Annotated in this window: 8 protein-coding genes; 1 reads left to right on the forward strand and 7 read right to left on the reverse strand. The window is 61.3% G+C overall.

Annotation, left to right across the window (positions count from 1 at the left end):
• Window positions 1–425 precede the first annotated feature (425 nt).
• The gene (locus AC1RO0_RS31090; RefSeq protein ID WP_498596375.1) at window positions 426–2,375 is read left to right on the forward strand and encodes a peptidoglycan DD-metalloendopeptidase family protein; all 1,950 of its coding nucleotides are present in this window, start codon (window positions 426–428) and stop codon (window positions 2,373–2,375) included.
• A gap of 39 nt (window positions 2,376–2,414) precedes the next feature.
• Here the strand turns inward: AC1RO0_RS31090 and AC1RO0_RS31095 are convergent, their stop codons facing one another.
• From AC1RO0_RS31095 to AC1RO0_RS31125, 7 genes are all read right to left on the reverse strand, one after another.
• Window positions 2,415–2,924, reverse strand: coding sequence for a P-loop nucleotide/nucleoside kinase family protein (locus tag AC1RO0_RS31095; RefSeq protein WP_498596376.1), 510 nt, complete (start codon window positions 2,922–2,924; stop codon window positions 2,415–2,417).
• Between the two features lie 148 nt (window positions 2,925–3,072).
• The gene (gene clpB, locus AC1RO0_RS31100) at window positions 3,073–5,673 is read right to left on the reverse strand and encodes an ATP-dependent chaperone ClpB (RefSeq protein WP_498596377.1); all 2,601 of its coding nucleotides are present in this window, start codon (window positions 5,671–5,673) and stop codon (window positions 3,073–3,075) included.
• Between the two features lie 251 nt (window positions 5,674–5,924).
• Window positions 5,925–6,623 carry a DUF4167 domain-containing protein gene (locus AC1RO0_RS31105; RefSeq protein ID WP_498596378.1) on the reverse strand — a complete coding sequence of 233 codons (699 nt, stop codon included), beginning with the start codon at window positions 6,621–6,623 and terminating at the stop codon, window positions 5,925–5,927.
• A 346-nt stretch (window positions 6,624–6,969) separates the two neighbouring features.
• Window positions 6,970–7,845, reverse strand: coding sequence for a peptide chain release factor N(5)-glutamine methyltransferase (prmC, locus tag AC1RO0_RS31110; RefSeq protein ID WP_498596379.1), 876 nt, complete (start codon window positions 7,843–7,845; stop codon window positions 6,970–6,972).
• On the reverse strand, window positions 7,842–8,921 hold the full coding sequence (gene prfA / locus AC1RO0_RS31115; RefSeq protein WP_498596380.1) for a peptide chain release factor 1: 1,080 nt from the start codon (window positions 8,919–8,921) through the stop codon (window positions 7,842–7,844). The genes prmC and prfA overlap by 4 nt, the downstream gene beginning before the upstream one ends.
• Window positions 8,922–8,952: 31 nt before the next feature.
• Complete coding sequence (gene ptsP / locus AC1RO0_RS31120; RefSeq protein WP_498596381.1) at window positions 8,953–11,220, reverse strand: phosphoenolpyruvate--protein phosphotransferase; 2,268 nt, start codon at window positions 11,218–11,220, stop codon at window positions 8,953–8,955.
• A 102-nt stretch (window positions 11,221–11,322) separates the two neighbouring features.
• Window positions 11,323–12,597: an aspartate kinase gene (locus AC1RO0_RS31125; RefSeq protein ID WP_498596382.1), complete on the reverse strand. Its 1,275-nt coding sequence runs from the start codon at window positions 12,595–12,597 to the stop codon at window positions 11,323–11,325.
• Between the last annotated feature and the right edge of the window lie 79 nt (window positions 12,598–12,676).

The raw sequence follows: 12,676 nt of genomic DNA on the forward strand, positions 1-12,676 counted from the left end.
ACTTCGTCGCTAGCAGCGCCGCCGCCCTCGTTCAGTGAGTGGGCTTATAAACCCCACCCCAGAACTTAGTCAACACTGGATTTTGAAAAAAGTCAGAAAAAGAACAAGCGATTGATTCTTATGATGGTTTTATGAAGCTTGCCAAAGCCGGCTCAGAATAGGCCCCAAAAACCCCGATAGCGCCGCCAGACCACGCTGGAACGACGACATTATAGGAGGGAGATCGCAGAGTATGACAATGAGCGGCCCTTGATCCCCACCCCGTCGACACCAGATAAGGCCGACCTTGGCATTGAAACCGGGGCTTCCAAAGCACCGAAACAGTCCACAGACCAGATGCGCCTCATTTGACTCGTCCGTCATAAATATGCACATCTTCGCCCCCAGCTACACGGCTCGCATGAAGGAACCGGATCTCGATTGGCATGATGACGGACAAGATGATGCTCCGATCGCTCGGAAACGAGCCGCCAATCCTGGCCGATGGGAGGCGGGCGCCGGACCGGCGCGAGGTTTCCCTGCGTTGGCTTTCGGGCACCTTCCTCACAGGCATCACCTCCAGCATATTGATGGGCGTTGCGCTGTTTGCCGCACTCGATGGGCGCCAGCAGCTCGCCATTCCCGCCGAAGCCTACGCAACATCGGATAGCAGTAACCATGATGCCGTCGAGGATCAGGTCGTCCGTGGCGGCCGTCTTGTGTCGACCGCCATCGCTTCCAAGCCTTCCGACCGGAGCATCATGGAAGTCTCGACGGTGGTGCGTGACGGCGACAAGGAAGTGGTGCGTCGCCAGCCCTTCGCGCATGTGAAGATCGCGCTTGCCACCAATCGCGTCGCGACGGAGAGCTATCCGGCCTTCGATCCCCTGGCGATCTTTTCCGCCGACGAGAATATTCCGCCGCCGGCCAATCGCACCGGCGCGATCTATGGTTCCGACGTCGAATCCGAGGTCAGCCTGAAGACTGTGCCCTTCCCGGCCAAGGATGTGCCCTTCCCGCTCGCCGGCTCGATGTCGCTGGACGAGGTCGAGGAGAATGTCCGCTCCAACGGCTCCGTACTCACTGACGGCAACACCCAGCTTTCCGCGCTCTATTATATCGACCCGCGCCGTTTTGCGACCGATGACACCGATGTCGACCTGACCGCCGGGCTTGCGGCCCGCATCGTCGAGGAGAATATGTCGGTCTCCGCGCCCGAGGCGGTCACGCCGCAGACGCAGGAATTTGCCGACGACATCATCCCGGTCCGGGAAAACACGCCGATCGCAACGGCGCTCACCAATGCCGGCTATCTGAAAGCGGATGCGGATGACATCACGGCGAAGATCGTGCCGTTGTTCGGCGCCTCCAATCTTTCCGGCGGCGATGTGCTGCGCATCGGCATCCTGCAGAAGGGCGAGCAGGCAAGGATCATTCGCGCCAGCATCTATCGCGGCACCAAGCATGTCCTGACCGTCGCCGAGAACGACCACGGCGATTTCGTTGCCGGCAGCGAGCCGCCGATGCTCGATGCCATTGCCACCGCCTTCGACAATGATGCGCCCGTGGTTGCCGCCGGCCGCGACCTGCCGAGCGTCTATGACGGCATCTATCGCGCGGCCCTTTCCTACGGCATGTCCAGGGAAATGGTGGCGCAGATCGTCAAACTGCTCGCCAGCAATGTCGATTTCCAGGCGCAGCTGAAGCCGACGGATTCGCTGGAAGCCTTCTTCTCAGTCACCGACGCAAATGGCCAGGCGACGGCCGATTCCGAACTGCTCTACGTCAACGCCAAATTCGGCGACACGGTTACCCGCTTCTATCGCTTCGAGGATCCGGACGATCATTCGATCGACTACTTCGATGAAAGCGGCAAGAGCATCCGGCAGTTCCTGCTGCGCAATCCCGTGCCCACCGGCATCTTCAAATCCGGTTTCGGCATGCGGCGCCATCCGATCCTCGGCTTCGCGCGCATGCATACCGGCGTCGACTGGGCAGCCCCTCGCGGCACGCCGATCATCTCTGCCGGCAACGGCATCGTCGAAAAGGCCGGCTGGGATTCAGGCGGCTTCGGCAATCAGACGTTGATCCGCCATGCCAATGGCTATGTCTCCTCCTACAACCACCAGAGCGCCATCGCCAAGGGCGTGGTCCCCGGCGCCAAGGTGGTGCAGGGCCAGGTCATCGGCTTCATCGGATCGACGGGCCTGGCCACCGGACCGCACCTGCATTACGAGCTGATCGTCAACGGCACCAAGGTCGACCCCCTGCGCATCCGCCTTCCCGGCGGCAAGACGCTGGACGGCGTCGCACTCGCCAAATTCCAGGACGAGCGCAAGCGCATCGATACGCTCCTGAGCGACGAAAAGTCGAAGCAGGTTGCAAGCAAGGACTAACCTTCAGGCGTTTAAGCGTTGCGACAGCAACCAGAGATTTCAGTTCTGGCCATGCTCCAGCCGGACCATCAGCTCGGCGATGAGATCATCCACGGCCTTATGAGCGGTATCGACGACGATCGGGCGGGTGCCCCAGTCCTCATAATGCCGGCTGATGGTCTTGTCCCATGTCGGCTTTACCAATCCTTCGATATCCGTCACGCGTGTTTCAGCACGCCGGCGATGCTCGACCTTGTCCGAACAGACGACTTCCACTTCGACCGCGCGCGTGCCGGCCCGCTTTGCGACCGACAGCCAGGCATCACGCGTGATACGGATGGAATTGACCGAATCCGCGACAACCGTCTGTCCCAACTTGAGATTGTCCTCGGCGACACCATAGGCAATCATATAACCGGCAGGTCCTTCACCCGCTTTCAGAACGTCGGAATTTCGCAATGCGTGTTCGATCGTATCGACCCGGACATACACAGCCTTCAACCGTTTCGCCAAGGCCTGCGCAGTCGTGGTCTTACCGCTGCCCGGCAAGCCGCCGAAGATAACAAGCATGATGATGTCCCTTCCCGCGCGATTCTCCAACGCCACGCCAGCTTCACCGAAGAGCCTTGCGGCGGCAAGGTGATTTCGGCGCCTGCCCCGGACGAAAAATGGCGGCCCGAGAGCCGCCATTCACAGAGTCAAATCATGACGGCGTCGCTTAAGCCGCTTCGCTAACCACCCCACGCGGGCGGAACAGCAATCTGTCGGAGCCGCTGGTGACCAGCACGCGCGATCCATCCGGCAACTGACCGGAGAGAATCTGCTCGGCGAGCGGATCCTGGACGTATTTCTGGATCACCCGCTTCAGCGGTCTCGCGCCATAGACCGGATCATACCCCCTATTGGCGAGCCAGTTGCGGGCATCGTCATCGAGTTCGAGCGCGATCTTGCGTTCGGACAGCAGCTGCAACAGCCGCTCGAGCTGGATATCGACGATCGCCCCCATCTCTTCGCGCTTCAGGCGATGGAACAGGATAATCTCGTCGACGCGGTTCAGGAATTCCGGCCGGAAATGCGCCCGCACCACATCCATCACCTGCTCGCGCACCTCTTCGCTGTCGTCACCTTCCTTGAGCTGGGTCAGGTATTCGGCACCGAGGTTCGAGGTCATGATGATCATGGTGTTGCGGAAATCGACCGTACGGCCCTGCCCGTCCGTTAACCGCCCGTCATCCAGAACCTGGAGCAGGATGTTGAAGACATCGGGATGCGCCTTCTCGATCTCGTCGAACAGCACGACCTGATAGGGCCTGCGGCGGACGGCTTCGGTGAGTGCGCCGCCTTCTTCATAGCCGACATAGCCGGGAGGGGCGCCGATCAGCCGGGCGACGGAGTGCTTCTCCATATATTCCGACATGTCCATGCGGACCAACGCCGTATCATCGTCGAAGAGGAAGCGGGCGAGCGCCTTGGTGAGCTCCGTCTTGCCGACGCCGGTCGGGCCGAGGAAAATGAACGAGCCGATCGGCCGGTTCGGATCCTGCAGGCCGGCGCGCGAACGGCGAACGGCGCGCGACACCGCCTGGACGGCATCGCCCTGGCCGACGACCCACTTTGCCAGCTCGTCTTCCATCCGCAGCAGCTTGTCGCGCTCGCCTTCTAGCATCTTGTCCACCGGAATCCCGGTCCAGCGGGAGACGATATGGGCGATGTTGTCGGCGGTGACCACTTCCTGCACCATGGAATCGCGACCGCCATCCTGCTCTTCGGCAGTCTGGAGATCCTTTTCCAGGTTCGGGATCACACCATAGGCGAGCTCGCCGGCGCGCTGGAACTCACCCTTACGCTGGGCAATGGCCAATTCGTTGCGGGCCTCGTCGAGCTTTTTCTTCAGATCGGCGGCAAGACCCAGCTTCTGCTTTTCGGCCTGCCAGCGCGCGGTCAGCGCATCGGCTTCCTCTTCCAGCGACGTCAGCTCGGTCTCCAGCCGTTTCAGCCGGTCGGCCGAAGCCTGGTCGGTTTCCTTCTTCAGCGCCTCACGCTCGATCTTCAGCTGGATGATGCGACGATCGAGCTCGTCGAGCTCTTCCGGCTTCGAGTCCACCTGCATTCGCAGGCGCGCGGCGGCCTCGTCCATCAGGTCGATGGCCTTGTCCGGCAGGAAGCGGTCGGTGATATAGCGGTTCGACAGCGTCGCGGCGGCCACCAGGGCGGCATCGGCGATGCGGACCTTGTGGTGCTGCTCGTATTTCTCCTTCAGACCGCGCAGGATCGAGATCGTGTCCTCGACCGTCGGCTCTTCGACCATGACGGGCTGGAAACGGCGGGCAAGCGCCGGATCCTTCTCGACATGCTTACGGTATTCGTCAAGCGTGGTCGCGCCGACGCAATGCAGCTCGCCGCGGGCAAGCGCGGGCTTCAAAAGGTTCGAGGCGTCCATGGCGCCATCGGCCTTGCCGGCTCCAACCAGCGTGTGCATCTCGTCGATGAACAGGATGATCTCGCCGTTTTCCGACTGCACCTCGTTGAGCACAGCCTTCAGGCGCTCCTCGAACTCGCCGCGAAACTTCGCGCCGGCAATCAGGGCACCCATGTCGAGCGCCATCAGCTTCTTGTCCTTCAGCGATTCCGGTACGTCGCCATTGACGATGCGCAAGGCCAGACCTTCGACGATCGCCGTCTTGCCAACGCCGGGTTCGCCGATCAGCACGGGGTTGTTCTTCGTGCGGCGGGAGAGGACCTGGATGGTGCGGCGGATTTCGTCGTCGCGTCCGATCACCGGGTCAAGCTTGCCCTCGCGGGCCTCGGCGGTGAGGTCGCGGGCATATTTCTTCAGGGAATCGAAGCCCTGTTCCGCATTGGCGGAATCAGCGGTGCGGCCTTTGCGGATATCATTGATGACCTGATTGAGCCCGGTCGGCGTAACGCCAGCCTTCTTCAGCGTAGCCGAGGTCGACGCGGACGACTCGATCGCCAGCGCCTGCAACAGGCGCTCGACCGTGACAAAACTGTCGCCGGCCTTCTTCGCGGCCTCTTCGGCCGTGGTGAAGACCTTGGCAAGCGGCTGCGAGAGATAGACCTGGCCATCGCCGCCGGACACTTTCGGCAGCTTGGCAAGGGCGGCGTCATTGGCGAGACGCGCAGCCTTGGCGTCGCCGCCGGCGCGTTCGATCAACGAAGACGCCATGCCCTGGTCGTCGTCCAAAAGCACCTTTAGCACATGCTCAGGCGTGAATTGCTGGTTTCCTTGCGACAAGGCATTGGTCTGCGCGGACTGCAAAAAGCCGCGCACGCGCTCGGAGTATTTTTCAATATTCATTTGTAGACCTCCATGAATCGCTCTGCCCAGACTGGCACAGACCGATGTTTGAGATTGAGCCCCCTGAAAAGGCAGACCCCGCCCGCCGCCGATTGAGATTTGCGGCAAGGCAACAGGGGAGAATATGGGAGGGGATTTGAGAAGTTTAAAGGGCGACGGAAACGAAAAAACCCCGGCGTGAGCCGGGGTTTTTGAAGACACATGACTGGCTCCGCCTTTGCGGCAGCGACCCGTGCATATATGAACAGTCCTTATTCCGTAGCAGCATCCACCAGTGCGGGGGCTTCGCCCGAAGCAGCTTCGCCTTCGCCCTGGCCTTCGGCATCGGCATTGCGGCGCGGCTGACGACGGGGACGATTGCCGGCATTGCGACGGCGGGGCTGGCGTTCGCCGGCAGCGACGGGTGTTTCTTCCTCGATCGCAACTTCGGCCGGAATGCCTTCGATCACCGGCTGCGGACCGGTGCCGTCGATAACCTCGGGCTCGGGCGCGGCAACCACAACTGGAGCAGGAGCACGGACGCGCACCGGAGGCGGCGCCATCTGCGGCTGATCATCCATGTCATTGTCGTTCGCATCCATGTCATCCATGTCGCGGTCGGCATTGTCACGATCGTTGGGGTTATGCTGTTCGTCGCGCTGAAAACGTTCCTGCATCTGCGCCTGGGCGCTGGCAATGATCCGATTGTAATGTTCAGCGTGCTGGAGGTAGTTTTCCGCCATGACGCGGTCGCCGGAGCTCTGCGCATCGCGAGCAAGCGTCGCGTACTTCTCGGCGATATGCTGCGCGGTTCCACGGATTTTCACATCGGGACCGGAGCTGTCGTAAGTCCTGGTCAGCGGGTTTGAGCCCTTGCGGTTGAAATTATTATTGTTGTTATTGTTTCCGCCGCCGCCGCCGTTGTTGTTACCACGCCCCCGACCGCGCTTATTCTGCTGTCCTGGCCTCATAGATCCTTCACCTGAATTTTCTTAGTTGGGATGAAATTATAAACGGCACCTGCCGCCGTGGCTGGAAACCTCCAAGCCAGAGCCTGCGTGCCGCAAGCAAACTGCGCCTTAAGCGCCGGTCTGCCGCTCGACTACGTCAGATTAACTGATCACGCATTGGGTTATCTTCAACCTTTGACACTCTTATCAGAGAGCGGATCCCCGAGGCTGTCCAAGACAGGCGAATCGTCTCGCCTATTCCCAGCCGCCCAACGCGTGAGCGCAACCTATATCGCTTCCTCAGGAAATCCAAGCCTTTTCTTTGCGATAACAACAAGGTCCCGTGAACCTGCTGCAAATTGTCGCGTTAATGATGATATTGAAACACGAGCACCCGGTCGTTGTGTCCATAGTCCCGGGCTGCTTCGATTAGGAAAAATCCTGCTCCTTCAAAAACCGAAGTCACCGTCTTGCGCTGATCATAACCGATCTCCACACCGACAATACCATCTCGGTGTAGAAACCGCGCCGCATCCTTTGCGATTGCTCTGTAGGCATCCAGCCCATCAAGGCCGCCGTCTAGAGCTGCCGGAGGATCGAAATTCTTTACTTCTGGAGCGAGAGTGGAAATGACACTGGACTCAATATAGGGCGGATTTGAGACAATAACGTGAAATCGACCGTGGATGGCCTCAAACCAGCTTCCCTGCACCGTGTCGAAGCGTGCCGCCAAACCATTGCGCATCGCATTCGCCTGCGCCGTTTCCAAAGCTTCACCGGAAATATCGGAACCGATGCCCATTGCCTCCGGGCACTCATGAAGAAGCGCGAGACAGATGGCTCCGGTTCCCGTTCCGATGTCCAATATGTGGATAGTTTCGTGTTCCGTTGCAAGCCGCCGCGCATGTGGCAGCACGGTATCGACCAGAATTTCCGTGTCGGGACGCGGCTCCAGCGTCGCGGGCGACAGCGTCATGGGCAGGCCATAGAACTCTCGCTCGCCGAGAATGCGATGCACCGGCTCGTGATTAAGCCGGCGTGCAATCGCTGCCCGCGCGGCCTCCACGCGGTCCGGCGCCACGGCCTCAGCGCCGCGCGTGACCAACTCCGTCGATGAAAGCTGAAGAAGACCGCCGACGAGAATGCGGGCCTCGGTGGCGGGATCATCGAGATCGGCCTCGATGAAGCGGGCGCGCACCTCCTGGAACAGTCCAGCGACGGTTGCTCCCGGTTCGCCGCTCATGCCTGTTCGCCGAGCTGGGCGAGCTGGCTCGCCTGATAGTCCGCGCGAAGCGCATCGACCACTTCGTCGATCTCGCCTTCCATCATTCGGTCGAGCTTGTAGAGCGTCAGGTTGATGCGATGGTCGGTGACACGCCCCTGCGGGAAATTATAGGTGCGGATGCGCTCGGAGCGGTCGCCGGAGCCGACCTGGCTCTTGCGATCGGCGGACCGCTCGTTGTCGGCGCGCTGGCGCTCCATGTCGAAAAGGCGTGAGCGCAGCACCTGCATCGCCTTGGCACGGTTCTGGTGCTGCGACTTTTCCGAACTCGTCACCACGATCCCCGAAGGAAGATGCGTGATGCGCACCGCCGAGTCCGTGGTGTTGACGTGCTGGCCGCCGGCGCCGGAAGAGCGCATGGTATCGATGCGGATATCCTCGGCGCGAACTTCGATATCGATTTCCTCGGCTTCCGGCAACACGGCGACGGTTGCCGCCGATGTATGGATGCGCCCGCCCGCCTCGGTTGCCGGGACACGCTGCACGCGATGCACGCCGGATTCGAATTTCAGCCGCGAGAACACACCCTTGCCGCTGATCGTCGCGATGACTTCCTTGTAGCCGCCAGCTTCGCCGTCGCTGGCCGAGAGGATTTCGACTTTCCAACCATTGTTTGCGGCGAAGCGCTCATACATGCGGAAGAGATCGCCGCCGAACAGGGCGGCTTCCGAGCCGCCGGTTCCGGCGCGGATTTCGAGGATCGCGCTCTTCTCGTCGGCGGCATCCTTCGGCAGCAGCAGGATCTGGATGTCCTGCTCCAGGACCTCGATCCGTTCCTTGACCTCGGGCAATTCCATGTCGGCGAGATCGCGCATCTCGCGGTCGACCGTTTTGTCGGCAAGCATGGCTTCCAGATCCGAAGCCTCTGCGATCGCCTTCTCATAGTCGCGGATCTTGGCGACGACAGGCTGCAATTCGGAATATTCGGAAGCAAGCTTCACATAGACATCCGCCGCCGGACCGGCAGACATACGCGCCTCGATCTCGCCGAAACGGCGTTCCAATTCACGCATTTTTTCAATGGGAAGGTTTGCCACCCCACACTCCAATTCTTCTTATTTGTTCTGTCTACAACGGAATATTGTGGCTCTCGGCGAAGCCGGCAAGGATCTCTCGCATCGACGCTGTCGGACGCTTGTCGTCCAGCGCCTCTTCCATGACCTTCGACAAGGCCTGGAGATCGAGACCCAGCAGCATCGCCTTGACCGGGCCGATGGAGGCCGGCGACATCGACACCGAGCGGAAGCCGAGGCCCAGCAGCGCCATGGCCGAAATCGTCTTGCCGGCAAGTTCGCCGCAGAGCGTCACCGGCGTCTTGTTGCGTTCGCCGGCACGCACGATGTCGCGCAGGATGCGCAGGAACGGACGCCCAAGCGGATCGAAACGGTCCGACACGCGTGCATTGCCACGATCGACCGCCATCGAGAACTGGAAGAGGTCGTTGGAGCCGACCGAGACGAAATCGACCGCCGCCATCAGCTCGTCGAGCTGCCAGAGCAGCGCCGGCACTTCCAGCATGGCGCCGAATTGCAGCTTGCGCGGCAGGGCATGGCCGAAGCGCGACAGATGCTGCACTTCCTTCTGCAGGAGCTCGCGCACCGCCTCGATCTCCGAGACCTCGGTGACCATCGGCACCATCATCTTCAATTCGCCGTCGGCGGCCGCCTTCAGCATGGCGCGCAACTGCGTGCGCAACAGGCCGGGCCGGTCGAGCGACAGGCGAATGGCGCGCCAGCCGAGCGCCGGGTTTTCTTCCTCATGCGCGCGGAAATAGGGCACGACCTTGTCGCCACCGATATCGAGCGTCCTGAAGGTAACGACACGCCCGCCCGCCTGCTTCAGCACGCTGCGATAGAAGGCTTCCTGCTCCTCCGCCTTCGGCATGGTCGAGGCGATCATGAATTGCAGCTCGGTGCGGAACAGGCCGATACCTTCCGCGCCGGATTCGGCAAGCTGCGGCAGATCGACTAGCAGACCGGCATTCATCAACAACGAAATGCGCTGCCCGTCCTTGGTGACCGGCTCGACCGAACGCAGCGCCCGGAATTGTTCCTGCCGGCGGGCGCGGAAACGCACCTTTTCTTCATAGGACCGCTGGTGATCGGCCATTGGTCGCAGATGCACATGGCCGCCATCACCATCGATAATGACGGAATCGCCGTTTTCAGCGAGAGCCACGACACCCGCCGCCTGGCCAACGACCGCAATGCCCATGGCGCGGGCGACGATGACGACGTGGCTGGTAACCGCGCCCTCTTCCAGCACCAGGCCGCGAATATTGGCGCGGGGATAATCGAGCAGCTCGGCGGCGCCCATGGCGCGCGCAAAAATCACCGCATCGTTCGGGAAGCCGTCAGCGGCCGTGCGGCCGGAATAGCCGGTGAGCTGCCGGAGCAACCGGTTGGCCAGATCCTCGAAATCATGCATGCGCTCACGCAGATAGGGATCGGTCAGGCGCATCATCCGCGCCTTCGTATCGCTCTGCACCTTCTCGACCGCGGCTTCCGCGGTCAGGCCGTTGCGGATCGCCTCTTCGAGCTTGCGCACCCAGCCCTGGTCATGGGCGAACATGCGGTAGGTTTCCAGAACCTCGCGGTGCTCGCCCTCCATGGAGACGTCGCGGCGCGACAGCATGTCGTCGATGGAGATGCGCAGCGAACCGAGCGCTTCCGCCAGCCGGCCGATCTCCTTGTCGGTATCTTCGTTCAAGAGATTGGTGACGACGATGCGCGGCTCGTGCAGCACGACATAGCCGAGACCGACGCCTTCATTGTAGCTGTCGCCGTCGATGGTGACCGAGCGGGTGAGATCCAGCTCGAGGCCCGGCTTGGTGATCTTTTTCAGCTCGCCGGTGGCGATCATCTCGGCCAGCACCATCGCCGTCGTCTCGAGCGCTTCCAGCTCTTCTTCGCGATAGTTGCGGCTCGCCTTGTTCTGCACAACGAGAACGCCGAGCGAGCGGCCGGTGCGCAGGATCGGCACGCCGAGGAAGGAGTGGTAGACCTCTTCGCCGGTTTCCGGCAGGTAGCGGAAGGCGGGATGCGATTGCGCGTCCGAGAGATTGAGCGGCTGGGCGGAAGCGGCGATCGTACCGACCAGACCCTGGCCCATCTTCAATTGGGAAAGGTGGACGGCTTCCTTGTTCAGACCTTCGGTGGCGTAGAGTTCGAGCACGCCGTCGGCGCGCAGCACGTAGACCGAGCAGACCTCGGCGACCATGTTGCTGGCGATCTGGCGGACGATCCGGTCAAGACGCTCCTGCGGCTCCAGCGGCTCCGCCATCAGTTCGCGCAGCCGCTTGAGCAGAACGCGTGGACCGCCGGATAGGTCTCTCATTGCGTCTCTAGCTCCCGAAATCAAGATATTGCCGCCAGTCTTGCCCACGTCAGGGCCGGCCGAAACTCACCTCCGTCACGGTCCGTTGTCAGCAGTCCTTTATCAACTCTTATCCAGACCGTAGCAGGAATGCAAAGTCCTGACTGCGAGTTCTGCATAAGGACCGTCGATCAGGATGGAAATCTTGATTTCCGACGTCGTAATAGCCTTGATGTTGATGCCTTTTTCGGCAAGTGCCTGGAAAGCGGTCGCGGCAACACCAGCATGCGAGCGCATGCCGATGCCGATGACCGAAACCTTGACGAGACCTGATTCGTTTTGGACGACGTCGTAGCCGATCTTGTCCTTGTTCTCGCCGAGAACGCGCAGCGCCTTTTCGACATCGCCCGAGGGAACCGTAAAGGTCATGTCGGTCTTGGAACCGTCCTCGGAAATGTTCTGGACGATCATGTCGACGTTGATATGGCTTTCAGCCAAAGGCCCGAAGATCGCGGCGGAGACGCCCGGCCGGTCGGCAAGACGGCGCAGCGAGATCTGGGCTTCATCCTTGGCATAGGCAATGCCGGTGACTACTTCCTGTTCCACGATTTCTTCCTCGTCACAAATCAGCGTTCCGGGCGGGTTCAACAGATCGCCCATGCCCGGAGCATCGGGATCTTCAAATGAGGAGCGCACGAAGGTGCGGACCTTAAAGACCATGGCCAGCTCGACCGAGCGCACCTGCAGCACCTTGGCGCCGAGCGAGGCCATTTCAAGCATTTCTTCGAAGGCGATCTTCTTCAGACGACGCGCCTTCGGCTCGATGCGCGGATCGGTCGTGTAGACGCCGTCGACATCGGTATAGATATCGCAGCGATCGGCCTTCACCGCGGCGGCGATCGCCACGGCAGAGGTATCGGAGCCGCCGCGACCGAGCGTCGAAAGACGATTGTCCGGACCAAGGCCCTGGAAGCCGGCGACGACAGCCACCTGGCCTTCCTGCATGCGGCGAATAATTTCCTCGCCCTCGATCTCGAGGATGCGGGCCGCGCCATGGGCGTTGTCGGTGCGGATCGGGATCTGCCAGCCCTGCCAGGAGCGCGCATTGATGCCCATCGCCTGCAGCGCGATCGCCAGGAGACCGGAGGTCACCTGCTCGCCGGAAGCGACGATGGCGTCGTATTCGCGCGCATCATAGATGGAATGATTGGCGCCGGCGACCTTCGGCATGTTCTGCACCCAGCCGACCAGCTCATTGGTCTTGCCGGACATGGCGGAAACGACGACCGCGACCTCATGGCCCGCGTCGACTTCACGTTTCACATGGCGCGCGACATTCTTGATACGGTCCAGATCCGCGACGGATGTTCCGCCGAATTTCATCACGATGCGTGCCATGTGCCTCTACCAGTATCAGCGCCGGGCGGCCGAAACGCGATGAGCCCGGCATGCAAAACAGCCCTTCCGGTGCAAGAGC

The organism is Rhizobium sp. GW821-FHT14E12, from assembly GCF_058803745.1.

What these genes read in the sequence shown, in the direction of transcription:
- AC1RO0_RS31095 (WP_498596376.1), bottom strand. Translation starts at nt 2,924, where the DNA reads ATGCTTGTTATCTTCGGCGGCTTGCCGGGCAGCGGTAAGACCACGACT.
- ptsP (WP_498596381.1), bottom strand. Translation starts at nt 11,220, where the DNA reads ATGAGAGACCTATCCGGCGGTCCACGCGTTCTGCTCAAGCGGCTGCGC.
- AC1RO0_RS31125 (WP_498596382.1), bottom strand. Translation starts at nt 12,597, where the DNA reads ATGGCACGCATCGTGATGAAATTCGGCGGAACATCCGTCGCGGATCTG.
- clpB (WP_498596377.1), bottom strand. Translation starts at nt 5,673, where the DNA reads ATGAATATTGAAAAATACTCCGAGCGCGTGCGCGGCTTTTTGCAGTCC.
- AC1RO0_RS31105 (WP_498596378.1), bottom strand. Translation starts at nt 6,623, where the DNA reads ATGAGGCCAGGACAGCAGAATAAGCGCGGTCGGGGGCGTGGTAACAAC.
- prmC (WP_498596379.1), bottom strand. Translation starts at nt 7,845, where the DNA reads ATGAGCGGCGAACCGGGAGCAACCGTCGCTGGACTGTTCCAGGAGGTG.
- AC1RO0_RS31090 (WP_498596375.1), top strand. Translation starts at nt 426, where the DNA reads ATGATGACGGACAAGATGATGCTCCGATCGCTCGGAAACGAGCCGCCA.